Origin of the sequence: Nocardiopsis tropica, from assembly GCF_042660575.1 — a bacterium.
Taxonomy (GTDB): domain Bacteria; phylum Actinomycetota; class Actinomycetes; order Streptosporangiales; family Streptosporangiaceae; genus Nocardiopsis; species Nocardiopsis tropica.
The window spans coordinates 62,110-82,071 of the sequence record NZ_JBHSUF010000026.1 but is presented as its reverse complement, the minus strand read 5'-3'; the positions used below and the strand labels follow the sequence as shown (position 1 = coordinate 82,071).

The 19,962-nt window shown below is 72.2% G+C and carries 20 protein-coding genes and 1 tRNA gene; 8 read left to right on the top strand and 13 right to left on the bottom strand.

The window, feature by feature from the left end; all coding sequences use genetic code 11:
- Window position 1 precedes the first annotated feature (1 nt).
- The 3 genes from ACFQBR_RS30300 to ACFQBR_RS30290 all read right to left on the bottom strand — a co-directional run bounded on the left by ACFQBR_RS30300 (window position 2) and on the right by ACFQBR_RS30290 (window position 3,204).
- Window positions 2–355, bottom strand: coding sequence for a TadE family type IV pilus minor pilin (locus ACFQBR_RS30300; RefSeq protein WP_267947466.1), 354 nt, complete (start codon window positions 353–355; stop codon window positions 2–4).
- Window positions 333–530, bottom strand: coding sequence for a DUF4244 domain-containing protein (locus tag ACFQBR_RS30295; protein ID WP_330157978.1), 198 nt, complete (start codon window positions 528–530; stop codon window positions 333–335). Before ACFQBR_RS30295 ends, ACFQBR_RS30300 begins: the two co-directional genes overlap by 23 nt.
- Before the next feature lie 361 nt (window positions 531–891).
- Entirely contained in the window at window positions 892–3,204 is a 2,313-nt protein-coding gene (locus ACFQBR_RS30290) for a DEAD/DEAH box helicase (RefSeq protein WP_344179070.1), read from the bottom strand.
- 234 nt (window positions 3,205–3,438) lie between these two features.
- Here ACFQBR_RS30290 and ACFQBR_RS30285 point away from each other — a divergent pair, with 234 nt between their 5' ends.
- Window positions 3,439–3,786 carry an STAS domain-containing protein gene (locus ACFQBR_RS30285; RefSeq protein ID WP_159944311.1) on the top strand — a complete coding sequence of 116 codons (348 nt, stop codon included), beginning with the start codon at window positions 3,439–3,441 and terminating at the stop codon, window positions 3,784–3,786.
- 13 nt (window positions 3,787–3,799) lie between these two features.
- Complete coding sequence (locus tag ACFQBR_RS30280) at window positions 3,800–4,348, top strand: ATP-binding protein (RefSeq protein ID WP_344179067.1); 549 nt, start codon at window positions 3,800–3,802, stop codon at window positions 4,346–4,348.
- A 290-nt stretch (window positions 4,349–4,638) separates the two neighbouring features.
- Here ACFQBR_RS30280 and ACFQBR_RS30275 read toward each other — a convergent pair whose 3' ends face one another.
- The 3 genes from ACFQBR_RS30275 to nth all read right to left on the bottom strand — a co-directional run bounded on the left by ACFQBR_RS30275 (window position 4,639) and on the right by nth (window position 7,713).
- Entirely contained in the window at window positions 4,639–5,817 is a 1,179-nt protein-coding gene (locus ACFQBR_RS30275; protein ID WP_344179101.1) for a MarP family serine protease, read from the bottom strand.
- Window positions 5,818–5,838: 21 nt separating this feature from the next.
- Window positions 5,839–6,492: an NUDIX hydrolase gene (locus tag ACFQBR_RS30270; protein ID WP_344179064.1), complete on the bottom strand. Its 654-nt coding sequence runs from the start codon at window positions 6,490–6,492 to the stop codon at window positions 5,839–5,841.
- Window positions 6,493–6,960: 468 nt separating this feature from the next.
- A complete protein-coding gene (gene nth, locus ACFQBR_RS30265; protein WP_267947461.1) occupies window positions 6,961–7,713 on the bottom strand; it encodes an endonuclease III in 753 nt (250 codons plus the stop codon).
- A 290-nt stretch (window positions 7,714–8,003) separates the two neighbouring features.
- Here nth and ACFQBR_RS30260 point away from each other — a divergent pair, with 290 nt between their 5' ends.
- The gene (locus ACFQBR_RS30260) at window positions 8,004–8,690 is read left to right on the top strand and encodes a Crp/Fnr family transcriptional regulator (protein WP_267947460.1); all 687 of its coding nucleotides are present in this window, start codon (window positions 8,004–8,006) and stop codon (window positions 8,688–8,690) included.
- A gap of 165 nt (window positions 8,691–8,855) precedes the next feature.
- Here ACFQBR_RS30260 and ACFQBR_RS30255 read toward each other — a convergent pair whose 3' ends face one another.
- The 4 genes from ACFQBR_RS30255 to ACFQBR_RS30240 form a co-directional block, all read right to left on the bottom strand.
- Complete coding sequence (locus tag ACFQBR_RS30255) at window positions 8,856–9,662, bottom strand: MBL fold metallo-hydrolase (protein WP_344179060.1); 807 nt, start codon at window positions 9,660–9,662, stop codon at window positions 8,856–8,858.
- A gap of 107 nt (window positions 9,663–9,769) precedes the next feature.
- A complete protein-coding gene (locus tag ACFQBR_RS30250) occupies window positions 9,770–10,615 on the bottom strand; it encodes an NUDIX hydrolase (protein ID WP_344179058.1) in 846 nt (281 codons plus the stop codon).
- A 78-nt stretch (window positions 10,616–10,693) separates the two neighbouring features.
- A complete protein-coding gene (locus ACFQBR_RS30245) occupies window positions 10,694–11,155 on the bottom strand; it encodes a RidA family protein (protein WP_267947457.1) in 462 nt (153 codons plus the stop codon).
- A complete protein-coding gene (locus ACFQBR_RS30240) occupies window positions 11,155–11,328 on the bottom strand; it encodes a DUF4177 domain-containing protein (protein WP_267947456.1) in 174 nt (57 codons plus the stop codon). Before ACFQBR_RS30240 ends, ACFQBR_RS30245 begins: the two co-directional genes overlap by 1 nt.
- A gap of 147 nt (window positions 11,329–11,475) precedes the next feature.
- Between ACFQBR_RS30240 and bagA the strand changes: the two genes are divergently transcribed.
- Together bagA and bagB are read left to right on the top strand one after the other, a co-directional pair.
- Window positions 11,476–12,522, top strand: coding sequence for an ATPase BagA (gene bagA, locus ACFQBR_RS30235; RefSeq protein ID WP_344179056.1), 1,047 nt, complete (start codon window positions 11,476–11,478; stop codon window positions 12,520–12,522).
- Window positions 12,519–13,703, top strand: coding sequence for an ArsA family ATPase (bagB, locus tag ACFQBR_RS30230; RefSeq protein ID WP_344179054.1), 1,185 nt, complete (start codon window positions 12,519–12,521; stop codon window positions 13,701–13,703). Before bagA ends, bagB begins: the two co-directional genes overlap by 4 nt.
- A 9-nt stretch (window positions 13,704–13,712) precedes the next feature.
- Here the strand turns inward: bagB and ACFQBR_RS30225 are convergent, their stop codons facing one another.
- A complete protein-coding gene (locus ACFQBR_RS30225) occupies window positions 13,713–14,042 on the bottom strand; it encodes a WhiB family transcriptional regulator (protein ID WP_267947453.1) in 330 nt (109 codons plus the stop codon).
- 452 nt (window positions 14,043–14,494) lie between these two features.
- On the opposite strand from ACFQBR_RS30225, the gene ACFQBR_RS30220 reads away from it, so the two are divergent.
- Window positions 14,495–16,873: a penicillin-binding protein gene (locus ACFQBR_RS30220; protein ID WP_344179098.1), complete on the top strand. Its 2,379-nt coding sequence runs from the start codon at window positions 14,495–14,497 to the stop codon at window positions 16,871–16,873.
- Between the two features lie 131 nt (window positions 16,874–17,004).
- Here ACFQBR_RS30220 and ACFQBR_RS30215 read toward each other — a convergent pair whose 3' ends face one another.
- Window positions 17,005–17,460: a GatB/YqeY domain-containing protein gene (locus ACFQBR_RS30215; RefSeq protein ID WP_267947452.1), complete on the bottom strand. Its 456-nt coding sequence runs from the start codon at window positions 17,458–17,460 to the stop codon at window positions 17,005–17,007.
- A gap of 99 nt (window positions 17,461–17,559) precedes the next feature.
- Between ACFQBR_RS30215 and ACFQBR_RS30210 the strand changes: the two genes are divergently transcribed.
- A complete protein-coding gene (locus ACFQBR_RS30210; protein WP_267947451.1) occupies window positions 17,560–18,480 on the top strand; it encodes a metallophosphoesterase in 921 nt (306 codons plus the stop codon).
- 82 nt (window positions 18,481–18,562) lie between these two features.
- Window positions 18,563–18,636, top strand: a tRNA-Pro gene (locus ACFQBR_RS30205).
- A 124-nt stretch (window positions 18,637–18,760) separates the two neighbouring features.
- On the opposite strand, the gene ACFQBR_RS30200 is transcribed toward ACFQBR_RS30205, so the two are convergent.
- Window positions 18,761–19,960: a tyrosine-type recombinase/integrase gene (locus ACFQBR_RS30200; protein ID WP_344179049.1), complete on the bottom strand. Its 1,200-nt coding sequence runs from the start codon at window positions 19,958–19,960 to the stop codon at window positions 18,761–18,763.
- Window positions 19,961–19,962 lie beyond the last annotated feature (2 nt).

The following is a 19,962-nucleotide window of genomic DNA, read 5'->3' as shown; positions in this document are numbered from 1 at the left end:
GTCAGCTCCCCGGTTCGAGGAGGACGGCGGCGCTGCCGTCCACCCCCAGGGGAGGCGCCAGTGGGCCGAGCCGCAGCTCGACCCGTACGGTGACGCGGGCTGTGTGCCCGTCATCGGCCAGGCCGACGTCCGCGCCCCGGGGCGCGGCGGTCAGCGCCAGGCTCCGGGCCCGGTCGTCGGGTTCGCCCCGGGCGAGGGCCCGCGCCCCCACCCGCGCGGCGTCCGCGCAGGCGAGCTGGGCCGAAGCGGCCTGGACGGCCCCGAAGGACACGGCCAGGACGAGCAGCAGGGAGGGCAGCGTGAGCGCCGCCTCCACGGTGACCGATCCGCGGTCAGAACCCCGAGCTGAGCGCATCGACCACGAGCGCGGTGAGGGCCTCCCTGACCTCACCGCTGGTGATGATGACGTAGAGGACGCCGGCGAACGCGGCGCCGATGACCGCGCACAGCGCGTACTCGGCGGTGGCCATCCCGTCGTCGCCTCCGGGCTGCGCGGTGCGAGCGGGTGGCGGGCCGGTGAGAGCGAACATGGAACCTCCCTGGTGAGGGGCGGACGGGGTGTCGGCGCCCGATTCCAGGTTCCGGTGGCGGAGTGCGGTCCCGAAAGCCCCTTTCCCAGCCTGTGGAAAACCCCGGGTGCCCCGCACCGGCTGCGGGAGCCCCATTCCCCGGCGCCCGGCCGCCCGTGGCCCCGCACCGGCGGGCGGCGCACGGCCCCCCGCCTGTGGCGTGCCCCTCGCCCCGGCACGCGGGATCCGCGGGCTGTCGGCACGGCGCTCCCCGGTCCCGTCTCGGACGGGCCGGTCCTGCGACCCGGTCCCCGGACGGCACCGCGGAGAACCCGGCGCCCTCAGCCCGCGGACGGCCCGCACCTCCTCCGGAAGGCGGCTCTCAGGCGCCCTCCGCGCCCGTGCCGCCGTCCCCTCCGAGGACCTCGTCGAGAAGCCTCAGCGCACCGGACTTGCTCAGGGGCTCGTTGCCGTTGCCGCACTTGGGCGACTGGATGCACGAGGGGCACCCGTGGTCGCACTCGCAGTCGGCGATCGCGGCCCGGGTCGCGGTGAGCCACTCGCGCGCCGCGGAGAAGCCCCGCTCGGCGAAGCCCGCGCCGCCCTCGTACCCGTCGTAGACGAACACCGTCAGCCTGCCCGTGTCGCCGTGGACGGCGGTGGACACCCCGCCGATGTCCGAGCGGTCGCAGGTCGCCAGCAGCGGGAGCATGCCGATCGCGGCGTGCTCGGCCGCGTGGGCGGCGCCCAGCAGGCCCACGTCCTCCTTGCGCAGCCGGGCCTCCCCCTCCGCGGGCAGGGTCCACCACACCGCGCGGGTGTGGAGCGTGCGCTCGGGGAGTTCGAGCGGCTGCTCCCCGAGGACGGAGCCGGTGCGCACGTCCCGCTTGAGGAAGCCCACCACCTGGCGGACCACCTCCACCTCGCCGAAGTACGCGGTCGCGCCGCTCGGCCACTCCTCCCGGCGCAGCACCGAGCGCACGGTGATGTCCGTGGTGTCGCGCGCCCAGGTGCTGTACGGCGGTTCGGCGCCGTGGACCAGTGCGACCCCCTCGTCCAGGTCGAGGTCGTCCACCAGGTACGTGGAGCCCTGGTGGAGGTACACCGCGCCCGGGTGCACGGTGCCGTGGGACGCGGCCTCGTCGATCTCGCCGAGGAGCTGCCCGCTCCCGGTGTCCACGATCTGCACGGGGGGACCGCCCGCCCCGCGGATATCGGCCAGGTCGCTGGCCCGTTCATTACTGGTCCAGAACCAGCCCCGTGGGCGCCTCCGCAAGAGTTTCCGCTCCACGAGATCGGCCAGGCGCTCCTCGGTGGTTTCTCCGAAGAGGGCGAAGTCGTCCTTCGTGATCGGTAGCTCCTGGGCGGCCGCACACAGGTGCGGACCCAGAATGTGGGGGTTTTCCGGGTCAAGGACGGTGGTCTCCACAGAGCGACCGAAAATCGCCTCCGGGTGGTGTGCGAGGTACGTGTCCAACGGGTCGTCCCGGGCGATGAACACCGCCAGGGCGTCGTCGCCGCGCCGCCCCGCCCGTCCCGCCTGCTGCCACAGGGACGCCAGGGTCCCCGGCCATCCGGCGATGAGGACGGCGTCGAGCCCGCTGATGTCCACGCCCAGTTCCAGGGCGTTGGTGCTCGCCAGCCCCAGGAGCTCCCCCGTCCTCAGGGCCTCCTCCAGCTCCCTCCGCTCCGAGGGCAGGTAGCCGCCCCGGTAGGCGGCAACCCGGGCGGCCAGGTCGTGGTCGCCCCGCTCCGACAGGAGCCGCTGAGCGGTCAGCGCGACCACCTCCGCGCCCTGCCGCGAACGCACGAACACGAGGGTCCGCACCCGGTCCCGCACCAGGTCGGCGAGCATCTCAGCGGCCTGGGACGGCGCCGTCCGCCTGATGGGCGCCCCCTGCTCCCCGGTCAGGTCGGTGAGCTCCGGCTCCACGAGGGCGACGGACAGCCCCGGGCGCGGGGACCCGTCCTCGCTGACCGCGGTGACGGGCACGCCGGTCAGCCGGGTCGCGCTCTGCGCGGGGCTGCCGGAAGTGGCCGAGGCCAGCACGAACACCGGTTCCGACCGGTAGCGGGCGCAGATCCTGCGCAGCCGCCGCAGGATCTGGGCGACGTGCGAGCCGAAGACACCGCGGTACCGGTGCGCCTCGTCGACCACCACGTAGCGCAGCCTGCGCAGGAAGCGCGACCACGCCCCGTGGCGGGGGAGGATCCCGTGGTGCAGCATGTCCGGGTTGGTGAGCACGTAGTTGCCGTGCTCGCGTACCCAGGACCGCTCCTCGACGCTCGTGTCGCCGTCGTATACGGCCGCACGCATGCCCGCGAGACCCAGGTCCGATATCCACCGCAACTGGTCCTGGGCGAGCGCCTTGGTCGGGGAGAGGTAGAGCACGGTCCCGCCCGCGTCGACGGCGTCCACAGCGGGTATGAGGAAGCCGAGTGACTTCCCCGAGGCGGTACCCGTGGCTATGATCACATCACGGCCCGAGCGTGCGAGGTCGGCGGCTTCAACCTGGTGGGACCACGGTCGTGTGATCCCCAGCTCGGAGAGCCGTCCGACCAGGTGGGGCGCGGCCCATTCCGGCCACTCCCCGCCCACTCCCTCGTTGCGGGCCACATGCTCGATGTGGGTCACCTGCGGGTACCGGGTATCGTCACGCCACACACCGGGGAGCACGGGCTCCGATCGCCTCATCCGAGACCCCTCCTCACAGGCGCGTGTTCGGTAGTCATGACGCCCTCAGACGAAGGGTGTCGCACTGGGACATCGGTTTCAGTGTGACATCCGGGGGAAGAGTGGCGCGGTGTCACGGTTTTTCTGTGCATCACAGGAAGACGCACTCGACACCCGTGGTTGAATGCGTGCTGGTGGGGTAACGCCCGGCAGAGATCATTCGCGATTTTTTCGCGGTTCGGCGCTGGAGGACTAGTGGACTTGAAGCTTGATCATTACACCGAGGGCGACACCGAGATCGTCGTCGTTGAGGGTGAGATCGATGTCTATACCGCGCCCCGGCTCCGCGAGCTGCTGATCGACCTGGTCAACAAGGGCAACTTCCACCTCGTGGTCAACATGGAGAAGGTGGAGTTCCTGGACTCGACAGGCCTCGGTGTGCTTGTGGGCGGGCTCAAGCGCGTCCGGGCCCACGACGGGACCCTCGACCTGGTCTGCACCCAGGAGCGCATCCTGAAGATCTTCCGGATCACCGGTCTGACCAAGGTCTTCGGTATCCACGGCTCTGTTCAGGAAGCCATCGACAAGCGTTCCGCGAAGTAGCCCAGAGCGAGCGATGGCAACCATCACGCTCACGATCAGCGCGCTTCCCGCCCACGTGCGCACGGCGCGGCTCATGGCCGCGACCGTGGCACGGCGGGCGGGTATCGCCGCCTCAGCGATCGACGAGATCAGGCTGGCGGTCGGTGAGGCGTGTTCCCGGGCGGTGGCCGCACACAAGCTGCACTGCCCCACACAGCCGATCCTGCTCCAGCTGATCGACGGCAACGGGCCTGACCCGGGGCCGGACTCCCGCACCGACGCCACGAGCCCCGCCTTGCGCGCCAACGGGAGCGCGACACAACGTTTCGAGGTCGTCGTCTCCGACCGTGCCCCCGCGAAGGACACGGTGGAGACCGTCAACCCGTCCATGCTGGACGGGCTCTTCCTCGACGGTGAGGACACCCCTCCCGGCGGAATCTCCGGGTTCTCCCCCGGCCTCGGCCTGGCGGTCATCACCGGTCTCGCCGACGAGGTGAAGATCGACCCCAGCGACAGGGGCACCGTCGTGCGCATGAGCTGGCCGTTGACGAACGAGCACACGCCGGACCCCAGCTCCAACTAGGGCCGGTCCACAGACGTCCGAACGGGCGCCCTCCCCGCGGGGAGGGCGCCCGTTCGCGTGCGGGGGCGCGGGCGCCGGAGCGAGTGACGGGTCGGGGCCCGGGGTCGCCCGCCCCGCGTGGCGCCTCCGCCGCGCGGGGCGGACGGCCCCGCGGACGGCCCTGGGGACGGCCCGCGGATCCGCGGACCCCGGGCAGCACCGTGCCGGCCGCCGCGGCGGTCCCCCTGTACATCCAGTGAACCGTGGGGGGCGGGTCCTGTGAAGGCCCGGCGTCCGCCTGTGGACGGGGGTCAGTCGCAGGTCTGGGAGGAGACCTCCGCCGCGGACTCCAGACCCGAACCCGCGTTCTCCGCCACCTCGTCGGCGGTGAGCACGTAGCCCGTCTCCGGCTCGTTCGTGGCCGCGGCGAACACGACCCCGTAGACGGTGCCGTCCGGGGCGAGGAGCGGGCCTCCGGAGTTGCCGGGGCGCACCACCGCGCGCACCTGGTAGATCTCCCGGCTCACCTGCTGCGAGTGGTAGAAGTCCGGCCCCTGCGCCGTCTGGCGGGCCCGTACGCGCGCGGGGACGGCCGTGAAGCCGCTGTTGCGGGGGAACCCGGCCACCACCGCGTCCCCGCCCTGCGGGGCCTCGTGCGTGAACTCCAGCGGCTCCAGGTCCAGCCCCGGGACGTGGAGGACCGCCAGGTCCTGCTGCGCGTCGAACAGCACCAGGGTGGCGTCGAGCTGGTAGCCCTCCCGGGTGACGATCCGCAGGTCGTCGGTCACCCCGGCGACGACGTGCGCGTTGGTCATGATCCGGTCTTCGGCGTAGGCGAAGCCGGTCCCCTCCACACGGCGCTGGCAGGACGGGGCGGTCCCCAGGACCTTGACCACGCTGCGGCTTGACTCGATCAGCTCCGGGGTGGTGAGAACGTCCGGGTCCGGCGGCTCGACCTCGGCCAGCTCACCGGTCCCGAGGCCGCTGAAGACCTGTGGGAACGCGCTCTGGTCCACGACCCTGCGGAACGTGGAGAAGCCGCTGTGGGCCGACTCCGGCATGAGCGCGTCCACCGACTGGAGGATGCGCGAGTCCTTGACCTGGCCGGCCACCAACGGCAGCGCCGAGTTCGCGACCGTGCTGCCGATGAACCAGGCGACGAGCAGTACCGAGAGCCCGCTGACCAGGGCTCCGCCCACGGCGTCCACGACGCGGGCGGAGTCCCACGTGACCCTGTTGCGGACGAGGGTGCCCAGGTAGGAGCACAGGAACTGGCCGAGCGCGGCGGCCAGGAAGACCACGGCGATGGCCAGGAGCGCCTGTCGGCCGGGATCCTCCACCCACGCCTGGATCAGGTCCGGGGCGGCCAGGGCGGCGAGGACGCCCCCGCCGATGAAGCCCACGAAACTGAAGACACCGACGATGAAACCCTGGCGGTACCCGGTCACCGCGAACAGCAGCAGCAGGACGATCAGGACCACGTCGAGCACAATGCCCTCCAAGAATGAGCGCTACCCGACCGGCCGCAGGCCCTGCGGGGTGGCTTCGAACACGTCGGTGAGACCCTCGTGGCGCCAAGGAAGTTCCCAGCCGCCCATGGTGAGCAGGCTGTCGATGATCGCACCGGTGAAACCCCACACGAGCATGCCGTCGACCCGGAAGCCCGGCCCCCACCGGGTCCCGCCCCCGTAGCGCACCATGACCCGGTTGGCCGGGTCGGCGAGGTCGGCGACCGGGACCCTGGAGACCGCGGCGACCTCGCCGAGGTCGGTGGGGCGCACCTCGGAGGGCTCGCGCCACCAGCCCAGGACGGGGGCCACCCGGAAGTTGCTGAAGCTCAGGTACAGCTCGGGGAGGCGTCCCACGACGTCGACGCCCGCGGGGACCACCCCGGTCTCCTCCTCCGCCTCCCGGAGGGCCGCGGCCTCGACGGAGGCGTCCGTGGGCTCGATCCGGCCGCCGGGGAAGGCCGGCTGCCCGGCGTGGCGGCGCAGTCCGGCGTTGCGCTGGATGAGGAGCAGGTCCGGCCCCTTGTGTCCGACGCCGAAGAGGATGAGGACGGCCGACTCGCGGCCGCCGTTCGCGGGGGGCCGCATGGGGCCCGGCACGGTCATCGTCTCGGCGGCGTCCGCGAGCGCGGCGAGCCAGAGCGGGATCGGGTTCATACGTGAAGCCTGTTCCGGGGGTTGTCGCGCCGTCGGTGGACCGGTGCGGCCGCTGGCGCGGGCCGCACCGGGATGTTCCCGGGATTTCCTGGGCGGGCCGGGAGCGCGGGGCCCGGGGCCCGCACCGCTCCCTCGGGTCGTCATGCGGTGGAACCGTGTCCGGCGGTCCCGTGCGGGGACTCCCTCGCGGGAACCGCTCCCGGGGGCGCCGCGTCCCCCGCGGGGCCCCGGTCTCCGGGTCCGCCGGCCGGCGCGGCGTCCCCGGAGGCGGTGGGACCGCCGGGGTCGTCCCGGCAGGGGGCCGCCGCCGCGTCGCGGCGGTACCGCGGAGCGGCGCGGCGGAGGCGTCCGCGCGGACGCGGCGGCCGTGTCGGGACGCCGGTGTCAACGATCACACCATCAGAGTACAAAGCGCCGCAGGCGCCCCCGCCGTCCGCCGCCTCCGGGCCGGCCGCCGCAGGGGCGGGGTCAGGCGAAGGAGCGCATCCGCAGCAGCCCGGCGGCCGTGTCCGGATCCGTCGGGCCCTCCCCGAACGAGGGGCACCAGCGGGCCAGGTCGCAGGCGCCGCAGGCGGGCTTGCGGGCGTGGCAGACCCGCCGCCCGTGCCAGACCACCCGGTGGGAGAGCATCGTCCAGTCCCTCGGGGGGAACAGGTCGCCCACCGCGTGCTCGACCTTCACCGGGTCGACCTCGTCCGTCCACTTGAAACGGCGGACCAACCGCCCGAAATGGGTGTCCACGGTGATCCCGGGCACATCGAAGGCATTACCGAGCAGTACATTTGCGGTTTTTCGTCCTACACCGGGTAGTTTGACCAGGTCGGAGAGGTTCCCCGGAACCTCTCCGCCATGCTGTTCGCACAGCGCCTGACCGAGCCCGATGAGACTGTTCGTCTTGGCGCGGAAGAAGCCGAGCGGACGGATGACCTCCTCCATCTCCTCCCGCCGGGCCGAGGCGTAGGCCTCGGCGTCGGGGTAGCGGGCGAAGAGCGCCGGAGTGACCTGGTTGACCCGTTTGTCCGTGCACTGCGCGGACAGGATGGTGGCGACCAGCAGTTCCAGCGGGGTCGTGAAGTTCAGTTCGCAGTGGGCGTCCGGGTAGAGCTCGACGAGTTCCCGGTACATCCTGCGCGCGCGGCGGACCAGCGCGAGTCGGCTCTCGCCGGTGGGCGTGGGGTTCTCCGCGGGCGCGGACGGCGCGTCTGGCGTGTCACGGGGCATCGTCACAGGGTAGGCGTCCCGACGGGGCGGGCCTCCGTGTTCACCGAAAGTTCGGCATGCTTCCGGGAGCCGGCCGTCGTTTCGGCCGGTGACCGGGATTATGTAACCAATGTCCGATGGCGCGGCGCGGACAGCCCTTGATACAGGCTGATTACGACTAAGATCGCATGGGCTGACGTCGGCTGTTGTGGGCACGTGGTCTCCCGGCGGCAAGCCGCGGTAACGACCTGGTTTCACACCCGGGTGCGATATACGTCACACTGTTGACGGTCAGGTTCTGAGGAGGACGTGTGGTGGACGAGATCAACGAGGTGCTGCGGAAGGCCCCTCTGTTCGAGGCTCTCGACGAGGAGGACACGGCGGCGCTCCGCTCATCGGTGAGCGAGGTACGCCTCGGACGCGGGCAGACCCTGTTCAGCGAGGGCGACGAGGGCGACCGCCTGTACGTGATCCTCAGCGGGAAGGTCAAGCTGACCCGTACGGCCGTGGACGGCCGCGAGAACCTGCTCGGGGTGCTCGGCCCCAGTGAGATGTTCGGTGAGCTGTCGCTGTTCGACCCGCGCCCGCGCACCGCGAGCGCCGTCGCCGTGACCGACTCGGTGCTCGCCGGGCTGGGCCACGACGACCTGCGCCCGTTCCTGTCGAGCCGTCCGCACGTCTCGCTCCAGCTGCTCAAGGCACTGGCGGCCAGGCTGCGCCGGACCAACGACGTGATGGCGGACCTCGTCTTCACCGACGTGCCGGGCCGTGTGGCCAAGGCGCTCCTGGAGCTCGCCGACAAGTTCGGCAAGGAGGGCGAGGACGGCCTGCACGTCCACCACGACCTCACCCAGGAGGAGCTCGCCCAGCTGGTCGGCGCCTCGCGCGAGACGGTCAACAAGGCGCTCGCCGAGTTCGCGCTGCGCGGCTGGCTGCGCATCGAGGCCAAGGCCGTCGTCCTGCTCGACGTCGAGCGGATGCGCCGCCGGGCCCGCTAGAACCTCCGGCGCCCGGACGGGCGCCCGGCGGACACGCTGTGTGGCCGCTCTCCCCCCGGGGTGGGCGGCCACAGCACTGTCCGGACCCCGCGGCGCGCCGCCCCTCGGCGGCGGCTCGGAAGGCCCCGTGCGCGCGCCTGCCGGGCGGTGCCCGTCCGCCCGGGGCTACGGCTCGTTGCCGGCCGGGAGCTCACCGCGCGAGGCCAGGTAGCGCAGCTGGGCGCGCACCGACGACTCCGCGGCGAACCGGATCTGCTCGTCGACGTCGGGGTAGACACGGTCCACGACGGCGCCGACCCCGGTCGCGCCGGCGTTCACGGCCTCCCGGACCTGCTCCAGGCGCGACTCGCGGTGCGCGATGTAGGAGGACAGCGCCTCCGCGGGCGCGGTCAGGATCGGTCCGTGCCCGGGCAGGAGTGTGCGCACACCCTGCTCCCGCACGAGGTCCCGCAGCCTGTACAGCGAGTCCATGTAGGGGCCGAGGCCGTCGTCGCCGTCGATCACGGTCGTGCCGTGCCCCAGGACCGTGTCCCCGGTCAGGACGGCGTTGTCCGCGCCGACCAGGAGGCACACCGAGTCGTCGGTGTGCCCGGGGGTGGCGACGACCGTCAGTACCAGGCCGTCGGCCTCCAGGGTGTCGCCGTCGGACAGGCCGTGGCCGCCGACCCGCGCCTCCGGGTCGACCGCGTGCACGGGGGCCCCGGTCAGCTCGGCGAAGTAGCGGGCGCCCTCGGCGTGGTCGGGGTGCCGGTGGGTGACCACCGCCATCTGTACCTGCGCGCCCTGCTCCTGCACGGTCCGCGCCACCCTCTCCAGGTGGCGCTCGTCGTGGGGGCCGGGGTCCACGACCACGACCCCGCGGGCGCCGGGCTCGCGCAGGATCCAGGTGTTGGTCCCCTCCAACGTCATCGGGCCAGGATTGGGGCACAGCACACAACTGGCGCGCAGCGTCCCGGAACCGTCGATCCTCATCGCACCTCGCTTCGATCGCCGAGACCGGACCGGTCCGGAGGACCGCGGGCGGCGAACCCCGGAACCCGTCCCGCGGCCACGCGGTCCGCACGGTGACGTGCGCACCCTCACGGGGCCGCACCGGGATTCGGCAGGGGGTACTCCACCCCGTCGGGGGCGACGACGCGGATCCGACCGTTGACTTCCCGAACTTCCGGTTCAAAGGGGACGATATCCCGTCGCGCCTTCCGTACACCCTCCAGGGTCCGGCACTCGGCGAGCTCGGCGCACGTGACCACCGTGGGCGGCAGCATGGGCATGCGCCCCGCCGCCCATTCCGGGGCGACCAGGGACGGATCGGTCCAGGCCGTGAGGTCGGCCTCGCCGCCGACGTCGCGCGAGGCCTGGCCCGGCGGAAGCTCCGCGGCGAAGAACCAGGTGTCGTAGCGGCGCGGCTGGGCGCGGGGCGTGATCCAGCGCGACCACGCCCGGAGCCACTCCGACCTGAGCACCAGCCCGCGCCGGGAGAGCACCCCCGTGAAGGAGCGGGAGCGGTCGATCAGCCCCAGCCGGTCCCGCTCCCACTCCTCGGACGCCGTGTCGAGGGTGATGGCCGGCTCCCCGGCGCGCTCCGGCGCGCTCGCCAGCAGCACGCCGGTCTCCTCGAAGGTCTCGCGGACGGCGGCGCACACCAGCGCACGCGCCATCCGCACGTCGGTGCCGAGTGTCCGCGCCCACTCCCGCGGGGACGGACCGGTCCAGGGAAGATCCCCGTCGGCGTCCCTCTCGTCCACTCCTCCGCCCGGGAAGACGTAGGCGCCCGGCGCGAAGCCCATGGAGCGGACCCTGCGCATGAGCAGGACCTCCATCGGCCCCTCCCCGCGCCCGCCCCGGGCCGGGCCGCCCCGCGCGGGGCGCAGCAGCATCACCGTGGCGGCCGGCCTGGGCCGGGCGGCCCCTCCCTGCTCCGGCATCGGCATACCCTCCCGGGTCTCGGGGCCGGAGGCCGCGCCGCCGACCGGCGCGGCCTGCCCGGCCTCACGGGGAACCGCTCAGCGGACCTCGACGATCATGTCGACCTCGACCGGGGAGTCGAGCGGCAGGGCCGCCACCCCGACCGCCGCGCGGGCGTGCACCCCGGCGTCGCCGAAGACCCGGGCGAGCAGGTCGCTGGCGCCGTTGATCACACCGGGCTGGCCGGTGAAGTCGGGGGTGCTGGCCACGAAGCCGCCCACCTTGACGATCCTGACCACGTCGGACAGCTCGCCGACCTCGGCGCGCACCGCGGCGATGGCGTTGAGCGCGCAGAGCGCGGCCAGATCGCGGGCGGCCTCCGGGGTGACCTCCGCGCCGACCTTGCCCGTGGCGGGCAGCTCGCCCTCCACGAACGGCAGCTGGCCGGACACGTACACGTGGGCCCCGCTGCGCACCGTCGGCGTGTAGGAGGCCACCGGGGCCGCCACCTCCGGCAGGGTCAGGCCCAGCTCCGCGATCCGCTCCTCGGGGGTGGCCATCAGAGCTGGCGCTTCATGTAGGCGACGTACTGCTGGTTGCGCGGGTCGGTGCCCTCCGGGAGCGGGGCGGGCACGACGGAGACGAGCTCCCACCCGTCGGAACCCCAGTTGTCGAGGATCTGCTTGGTGGCGTGCGACAGCAGCGCCACCGTCTGGTACTCCCACTTGCTCATGCGTCCAACCCCTATCGGTCACCGGCGTCCCGCCACCGAGGCGGGGCGCCGCACGTCAACGCCGCCACACTACTCACCCGTGCTCCTCCCCGCCCACACAGACGCCTCTTCCCACCCGCCCCCGGAGGCCCACATAGACTCCCTGGGGTGAGTGATCGTGAGCACGGACCACAGCATCCGGGGGATGCGTGCGCGGGAGCGCGACTGCACATCGTCACCGGGAAGGGCGGGACCGGCAAGACCACGATCGCCGCGGCGCTGGCCCAGGCGCTGGCCGCGGACGGTGGCCGCGTGCTCCTGGTCGAGGTGGAGGGGCGCCAGGGCGTCGCGACCCTCCTCGGCAGCCCGCCGCTCCCCTACGAGGAGCGCGAGATGCTCTCCGTCCCCGGCGGCGGGAGCGTGTCCGTCCTGGCGGCCGACGCCGAGGCGGCGCTCCTGGAGTACCTGGAGATGTTCTACGGCATGCGCCGGGCCGGGCAGGCGCTGAACAGGCTCGGGGCCGTGGACTTCGCCACCACCATCGCCCCCGGGCTGCGCGACGTCCTGCTCACCGGCAAGGCGACCGAGGCGGTGCGGCGCCGCCGGGGCGCGCGCCGCAGGCCCTCCGCCGCCGATCCGGCCGCGCCCTTCCACTACGACGCCGTGGTGATGGACGCCCCGCCGACGGGGCGGATCTCCCAGTTCCTCAACGTGAACTCCGAGGTGGCGGGGCTGGCCCGGGTGGGCCCGATCCGCAACCACGCCGACAAGGTCATGGAGGTCATCCGCTCCGACCGGACCCTGGTGCACTTCGTGACGCTCCTGGAGGAGATGCCCGCCCAGGAGACCCGGGACGGGATCGCGGAGATCTCCGAGCTGGGGCTCGCGGCGGGGATGGTGCTGGTGAACATGGCACGCCCCCCGCTCCTCGACGACGCGTCCCTGGAGGCCGCCGCGAGCGGCGGCCCGGACCTCAACGCACTCGCCGCCGGGTTCGGGGAGGCACGTGTGGAGAACCCGCGGGAGCTCGCCGCCTCCCTGGCCGGCGAGGTGCGCGGGCACGCCCTGCGGGTCCGGTTGGAGCGACGCGTGCGGTCGGACCTGGAGGACCTGGGCCGCCCCCTCCTCGAGCTCCCCCTCCTCACGGGGGGCGTGGACCGGGCGGCCCTGGACGAACTCACACGGCGGCTGGCCGAGCAGGGGGTGCGCCGGTGAACCCGGGACCGGAGGACGACGGCCGCGCGAACCGCGGGGGGACCGGTGCGGAGGCACTCGACACCGACGCGCTCCTGGACGACCCGGGGACGCGGATCATCGTGTGCTGCGGGGCCGGCGGGGTCGGCAAGACCACCACCGCCGCCGCACTGGGGCTGCGCGCCGCGGAGCGCGGGCGCCACCCCGTCGTGATCACCGTGGACCCGGCGCGGCGCCTGGCCCAGTCCATGGGAGTGGAGGCGCTGGACAACACCCCGCGCCCCGTCCCCCTGCCCGAGGGCGCCCGGGGCAGCATGCACGCGATGATGCTCGACATGAAGCGGACCTTCGACGAGGTCGTGGAGGAGCACGCGGACCCGGAGCGGGCCCGGCAGATCCTCGCCAACCCCTTCTACCAGACCCTCTCCACCAGCTTCTCCGGCACACAGGAGTACATGGCCATGGAGAAGCTGGGACAGCTGCGGCAGTCGGGGGACTGGGACCTGATCGTGGTGGACACCCCGCCCAGCAGGTCCGCGCTGGACTTCCTCGACGCGCCCGAGCGGCTGGGCCGGTTCCTGGACGGCAGGCTCATCAGGTTCCTGAGCGCCCCGGCGAGCACCGGCGCCTTCCGGCTGCTGGGGGCCGGGTTCAACCTGGTGACCTCGACGATCGGCAGGATCGTGGGGAAGCAGTTCCTCGACGACCTGCGGTCGTTCGTGTCCGCCTTCGACACGGTGTTCGGCGGGTTCCAGAAACGGGCGGAGCGCACCTACCGCCTGCTCCGGACACCGGGGACGGCGTTCGTGGTGGTCGCCGTCCCCGACACGGACGCGATGCGCGAGGCCTCCTACTTCGTGGACCGGCTGGCCGGCGACGCCATGCCGCTGGCCGGGGTCGTCGTCAACCGCACCCACCCCCTGCCGGAGGGCGCGGGCTCGTCGCTGGGCGCGGCGGACGCCGAGTCCGCCGCCGCCTCGCTGGAGGAGGGGGGCGTCCACCCGCTGGCGTCCGCCGCACTGCGCCTGCACGCGGAACGGGTCCGTGTGCGCGGGCGCGAGGTCGGGCTGCGCGACGCCCTGCTGTCCTCCCACCCGGACCTGCGCGTGGCCGAGGTGGCCGCCCTGCCGGAGGACGTGCACGATCTGGAGGGGCTGCGCCGGATCGGCGGCGCCCTCGCCGCCGCGGCAGGAGGACGCTAGCGCCGGGGTTCAGGCGGAGGGCTCGCCGACGCCCGCGCCGAGGGTGTCCGCGTAGTGGGAGAGGTCTCCCCCGCCCTCACGTCGGGCCTCCTCCAGGAGCGGCCCCCAGTCGGGGACGCCGGGGTGCTTGCGCAACAGGGCCCGCCGCTCGCGTTCGGTCATCCCGCCCCAGACACCGAACTCCACCCGGTTGTCGAGGGCGTCGGCCAGGCACTCGGTGCGCACCGGGCACTCCTGACAGATGAGCTTGGCCCGGTGCTGCGCCGCCCCCTGGACGAACAGAGCGTCCGGGTCGACCTCTCGGCAACGTGCCATCGTCGTCCACTGGTTGGTCCACATGTGCCCTACTCCCCTGTGTGCGCACCCGAATCGTGCGTCAGCGGGGTTCCCGGGGTTCCAGACACTCGCGTGCTCTGGTTGGGTGGGAAGAACACGGTACGCTCCCGCTGCCGCGTGGGGTGCGGTGGTTCCACGCCCACCCCTGCCGTCTAGAAATTACGGATCCGGACGCCGCACCAACAGAACCCACTCGACCCACTTCCCATCCCACTGAAGATGGCCCGCTCGGGCCATTGCGTAAGGACGCGGTAGCGCTCCGCGTCGGATGGGCGGCATCCCCTGCTGCGTCGAACCGCGCAACGAGTGGTCAGCGATAACCGTGAAAAGATGGCATGGGGGCACCGCTCGCACGACAGTGCGGGCATCTCAGCGCGCTCGCGCACAAACCGGTTCAGATCGCACCACTGTGCGCGTCCGTGGTCACTTAGTCTGATGGGGTGGGTCAGGGGACATTGCTTCAAAGAATCAGCCAACTGGTCGTCGTAGGCGTCATCGCGGGCCTCCTCGTCGCCGCGCTCGCCCTTCCTGCCGTCGGTGGTCTGGGCATCACCGCGCGCAACGTCGCCAGCGGCTTCCTGGACATGCCCAGCAACCTCGAGACTCCGCCGCCCCCTCAGCGGTCCACGATCTACGACAGCGAGGGCGGCGTCATCGCGGAGATCTTCGACCAGAACCGGGAGCTCGTCGAACTCGACGACGTCTCACCGCTCATGGTCGACGCCATCCTCGCCATCGAGGACGCCCGCTTCTACGAGCACGGCGGCCTCGACGTGTCCGGCACCCTGCGCGCGGCAGTGCGCACCATGGGCGGCAACACCGAGGGCGCGTCCTCCATCACACAGCAGTACGTCAAGAACGTGCAGATCGAGGCGGCCACCTCCCAGGAGGAGCTCGACCACGCGCGTGAGGAGTCCATCGCCCGCAAGATCCGGGAGCTGCGCTACGCCGTTGCCCTGGAGCAGAGGATGTCCAAGGACGAGATCCTCGAGGGCTACCTGAACATCGCCTACTTCAGCGACGGCGCGTACGGGGTCGAGTCCGCCGCCCAGCACTTCTTCCAGGTGCCCGCCAGCGACCTGGAGCTGCACCAGGCGGCGACCATCGCCGGCCTGGTCCGCTACCCCTACCTGTACAACCCCCGGTTCTTCCCCGACCAGACCATCGAGCGCCGCAACGTGGTCCTGGACCGCATGGTGGCGACCGGCGCCGTCACCGAGGCCGAGGCCGAGGAGGCCAAGGCCGAGGGCATGGACCTGGATCTGGACACCCCGCCCAACGGGTGCGTGCCCAGCGACCAGCCCTTCTTCTGCGACTACGTCGTCCAGGAGATCGAGCAGGACGAGCGCTTCGGCCCCAACGAGACCGAGCGGGCGCGCTGGCTGCGCACCGCGGGCCTGGAGATCCACACCACCCTGGACCCGCAGACCCAGGAGGCCGGGCAGGCCGCCGTCGACAAGTGGGTCCCCCGCGAGAACGAGTCGCGCAAGGTGGCCGCCGAGGTGGTCATCGAGCCCGGCACCGGACACATCCTCGGCATGGTCCAGAGCCGCAACTACGGGCCGGACGAGAGCAAGCTCGGCGAGACGTCCATCAACTTCGCGACCGACGCCGACCGGGGCGGCAGCAGCGGCTTCCAGGCCGGGTCGACCTTCAAGGCGATCACCCTCGCCGCGGCACTGGACGAGGGGCTCCCCTTCAGCACCTCGTTCAACTCGCCCACCAGCGTGTCCGTCTCCGGCCAGCGCAGCTGCAACGGCGGCACCCTGGCCACGTGGACACCGAGCAACTCGGGCGACACCAGGTCCAACACCACGCACAACATGGTCTCCGGGACCAAGGCGTCGTCCAACACCTACTTCGCCCAGCTCCAGAGGCAGGTGGGGATCTGCGACGTGATGGAGATGGCCGAGACGCTCGGACTCCAGCGCGCCGACGGCACCAAGTTCACGGAGAACGAGAACTCGCTCGCCAACAGCAGCTTCACGCTGGGCAGCGAGGAGGTCTCCCCGCTCCGGGTGTCCAACGCCTACGCGACCTTCGCCTCCGGAGGGATGTACTGCGAGCCGCAGGCCATCTCCCAGATCGAGGACCGCCAGTCGGGCACCACGATCGACATCGAGCCGGAGTGCTCGCGGGCGATCGACGAGGATGTCGCCGACGGCGTGGCCTACCTGCTGTCGCAGACCTTCAACGGCGGCACGGCGAGCTCGCTCGGCATCGGCCGTCCCACGGCGGGCAAGACCGGTACCACCGACGGTTCGGCGGCGGCCTGGTTCGCCGGGTTCACCCCGCAGATGGCCGGCGCCGTCTTCGTCGGCGACCCGCGCGGCCCGCAGCAGCACCCGCTGCGCAACGTCACCATCGGCGACCGGCACTTCGGCGTGGTGTACGGCGCCACGATCCCCGGGCCGATCTGGCAGGAGACCATGCGCGGCGCCCACGAGGGCGTCGAGGTGGAGCAGCTGCCCTCGGCTCCCGGCAGGTTCGGATCGACCTCCGGACCCAGGGCTCCCGAGCCGGACGACGAGGCCAGCCCCGCCAGCGACGACGGCGGGGTGCCCAACGTGGTCGGCCAGCCGGAGAACGACGCGGTGGCCGCCCTCCAGGCCGCGGGCTACTCGGTCAACGTGTCCCAGACCCGGGTCCGGTCCGGCGAGCCCGAGGGCTCGGTGGCCGCGGTCAACCCCGACCCGGGCACGCGGCTCCCGGAGGGGGCCACGGTCAACGTGTTCCTGAGCAACGGCGGCGGTACCGCCAGCGGCACGGGCCCCGACGAGGACTGGCTCCCCGTGCAGCCCGCGCACCTGCCCCACGGCAGGGACGGGGACTGACCCGGGCCTGTGACGGAACGAGGGGGCGGCGGTGGAGACACCGCCGCCCCCTCGCGCGTCCACGGGGCGGACGGACCCGGCCGCGGGGGCCCGCCCGCGTCGAGCGGGCCGCACCCCCGGCGGGGAACCGGTCAGCCGGCGAGCCGGCGCTTGACCTCGGCCGCCACGCGGGAGCCCTCGGCCCGGCCGGCGATCCTCGGGTTGAGGACCTTCATCACCTGGCCCATCGCACGGGGGTTGTCCGCGCCGGTCTCGGCGACGGCGTCCGCCACCAGCGCGGCGAGCTCGTCGTCCGTCAGCTGGCGGGGCAGGTACTCGGAGATGACCGCGCTCTCGACGCGCTCGGCCTCGGCCTGGTCGGGCCGACCGCCGGTGTCGAACGCCTCGGCCGCCTCCCGGCGCTTCTTCGCCTCGCGGGTCAGCAGCTTGATGATCTCGTCGTCGCCGAGGGAGCGCTGCGAGGAACCCGCGGCCTCCTCGGTCGAGATGGCCGCCAGGACCATGCGGAGGGTGCCGGTGCGCACCTTGTCACGCGCCTTCATGGCGGTGGTCAGGTCGTTCTTGAGGCGGTCTTTGAGTTCGGACATGCACCGATCCTACGGCGGTATCCGGCGGCGCCACCAACGGTTTGCGCGCGGGGGCGCCCCGGGTCTGCGACGATCGGTCCTACAACGAAGGAGGGCCGGATGGGCGTCGACAACAGACAACTCCTGCGCCGCGTGGGGCGCGCGGCGGCGATCACTGGCGCGGTGGGGGTCGCCGGCTTGACCTATGCCTCGGTGATCGAGCGCAATTGGTTCCGGCTGCGCCGCTACGAACTGCCCCTGCTCCCCCCGGGGAGCCCGCGCCTGCGCATCCTGCACCTGTCCGACGCGCACCTGACGCCGGGCCGCAGGATGCTCATCGACTGGATCCGCGGGCTGGACGCCTACGAGCCGGACCTGGTCGTCAACACGGGCGACTCACTGGCCCACCCGGACGCGGTGGGACCGTTCATCGACGCCCTGGGGCCGCTGCTGGACCGGCCCGGGGCATTCGTGTACGGGTCCAACGACCTGTTCTCCCCCCAGCTGAAGAACCCGGCCCGCTACCTCTGGCGGACCAGCAAGACCGACTACAACAAGCGCCGCGTGCCGGACCTGCCCTGGCGCGAGCTCGGCGCGGCCATGTCCGCGTCCGGCTGGCTGGACCTGAACAACCGCAAGGGCTCGCTGAAGGCGGGCGAACTCGACGTCGCCCTCGCCGGCGTGCACGACTCGCACATCAAGCTCGACCGCTACGAGAAGGTCGCCGGGGCGGCCGACCCGACGGCGCACCTGCGCCTGGGCGTGCTCCACTCCCCCGAACCGTCCAACCTCGACCGGTTCGCCGCCGACGGCTACCAGCTGCTCCTGGCCGGGCACACCCACGGCGGCCAGCTGTGCCTGCCGTTCTACGGGACGCTCGTCACCAACTGCGGGATCGACCGGCGGCGGGCGTGGGGCCTCCACGAGTACGCGGACGCGTGGCTGCACGTGTCCGGCGGCCTGGGCACCTCCCCGTACGCCCCCGTGCGGTTCTGCTGCCGCCCGGAGGCCTCCCTGCTGGACATCGTGGCCCCCTCCTGACCCACGGCGGGCCCCTCCCCCGTCCCGACCGCAACCCGTTCGCGCGCACTCCGTACGTCCGCTAGACTTGGGCTCGTTGCTTCGGGGTGTAGCGCAGCTTGGCAGCGCGCTTCGTTCGGGACGAAGAGGTCGTGGGTTCAAATCCCGCCACCCCGACAAAGGAACGGGTGTCCACGCAGGTGGGCACCCGTTCTTCGTTGTGTGGGCATGGAGCCATCAGAGCCGCAGTGCACATTCATTGCACATGGTGGGGGGCGGGGCCGAGTGGCCGGTCCGGCGATCAGGCGGCGAGCACCCGCAGTCGAGCCGCGTCCATGGCTTCGGCGACCTCGTCCAGGCGGTCGGGGAAGAGGTGCCCGTACCGATCCAGGGTCATGGTCGCGGTGGCGTGCCCAAGCATCGCTTGCACGACCTTGACGTCCGCGCCGGCCGCGATGGCGAGTGACGCGGCGGTGTGCCGGAGCTTGTGCGGAGTCAGGCCCTTCCCGTCGAGCCCAGCGGCCTTGAGCGCTTTGCTGAACTCTCGGTTGCGCCAGTTGCGTAGCCGCACCTCGGCCCCCCGCTTGGTAGTGAACACGAGCGACGAGTCCGGCCGCCCCTGCACGAGCGGAAGCAGCTCGGCGACGAGGGACCTGGGAATGGGCACGGTCCGGCTCTTGCCCGTCTTGGGCGACTGCTCGACCAGCTTGCCCTCCACCTCGGCGAAGGCGGTCGTGATCCGGATGCGCCGTGTCTCCAGATCCACCCTGCCGACCCGCAGCGCGGCGGCTTCGTTGAAGCGGAGTCCCGTGTAGGCCAGGAGGAGGATGAGCGGCCGGTTGATGTTCGCAGCGGCGGCGATCTGGCCGTACTTGGTGCGAAGCGATCCGGCCGCGTCCGCCAGCGCCTCCACCTGGAGGTGATCGAGGTAGACGTGTTCGGCCTCACTCGGCTTCGGAAGCGGCACCCCTCGTGCGGGATTGGCGGGGAGACGACGCGGCACACACCATTCCAGGACCATGGAGAGAACGCCGTAGGCGTGCCGAGTCTGGGAGGCGCCCAGGTTGGCCCCGCCCTCGTCCCGCGGCTTCTGGAGTTCGGCCACCCACACGGCGACGTCTTCGGAGTACACCCCCGAGATCGGAAGCTCTCCCCAGCGAGGCAACACGTGCGCGTCCAGGAGGCCCCGGTACTTCCACCAGGTCGACCGCTTGATGTCGGTCCGCGTGCTCAGCCACTTCTCGGCCATCTCGGCCACGGCGACCTTGGCGTCGTGGGGGTTGCGGTAGGAGCCTTCGTGAAGGCTGTTCTCGATCTCGGTCTGCTTCTTCTCTGCGTCCGGCTTCTTCTTGAACGTGCCCCCGCTCTTGATCCGGCCGGAGGGATCGTAATAGCGGACCATCCAGCGCGCGGGAGGCGTGCGCTTGGTCGCCTTGGCCTTCTTCACCGCCTCCACGTACGCCTTGTCCTTGGTGCGGTCGTAGACCCACGCGCGAGCCATAG

What these genes read in the sequence shown, in the direction of transcription:
- ACFQBR_RS30270 (WP_344179064.1), bottom strand. Translation starts at nt 6,492, where the DNA reads ATGAACCCGATCCCGCTCTGGCTCGCCGCGCTCGCGGACGCCGCCGAG.
- ACFQBR_RS30280 (WP_344179067.1), top strand. Translation starts at nt 3,800, where the DNA reads ATGGCAACCATCACGCTCACGATCAGCGCGCTTCCCGCCCACGTGCGC.
- ACFQBR_RS30225 (WP_267947453.1), bottom strand. Translation starts at nt 14,042, where the DNA reads ATGTGGACCAACCAGTGGACGACGATGGCACGTTGCCGAGAGGTCGAC.
- ACFQBR_RS30240 (WP_267947456.1), bottom strand. Translation starts at nt 11,328, where the DNA reads ATGAGCAAGTGGGAGTACCAGACGGTGGCGCTGCTGTCGCACGCCACC.
- ACFQBR_RS30300 (WP_267947466.1), bottom strand. Translation starts at nt 355, where the DNA reads ATGCGCTCAGCTCGGGGTTCTGACCGCGGATCGGTCACCGTGGAGGCG.
- ACFQBR_RS30245 (WP_267947457.1), bottom strand. Translation starts at nt 11,155, where the DNA reads ATGGCCACCCCCGAGGAGCGGATCGCGGAGCTGGGCCTGACCCTGCCG.
- nth (WP_267947461.1), bottom strand. Translation starts at nt 7,713, where the DNA reads ATGCCCCGTGACACGCCAGACGCGCCGTCCGCGCCCGCGGAGAACCCC.
- ACFQBR_RS30250 (WP_344179058.1), bottom strand. Translation starts at nt 10,615, where the DNA reads ATGCCGGAGCAGGGAGGGGCCGCCCGGCCCAGGCCGGCCGCCACGGTG.
- ACFQBR_RS30295 (WP_330157978.1), bottom strand. Translation starts at nt 530, where the DNA reads ATGTTCGCTCTCACCGGCCCGCCACCCGCTCGCACCGCGCAGCCCGGA.
- ACFQBR_RS30200 (WP_344179049.1), bottom strand. Translation starts at nt 19,960, where the DNA reads ATGGCTCGCGCGTGGGTCTACGACCGCACCAAGGACAAGGCGTACGTG.
- ACFQBR_RS30215 (WP_267947452.1), bottom strand. Translation starts at nt 17,460, where the DNA reads ATGTCCGAACTCAAAGACCGCCTCAAGAACGACCTGACCACCGCCATG.
- ACFQBR_RS30255 (WP_344179060.1), bottom strand. Translation starts at nt 9,662, where the DNA reads ATGAGGATCGACGGTTCCGGGACGCTGCGCGCCAGTTGTGTGCTGTGC.
- ACFQBR_RS30290 (WP_344179070.1), bottom strand. Translation starts at nt 3,204, where the DNA reads ATGAGGCGATCGGAGCCCGTGCTCCCCGGTGTGTGGCGTGACGATACC.
- ACFQBR_RS30210 (WP_267947451.1), top strand. Translation starts at nt 17,560, where the DNA reads ATGGGCGTCGACAACAGACAACTCCTGCGCCGCGTGGGGCGCGCGGCG.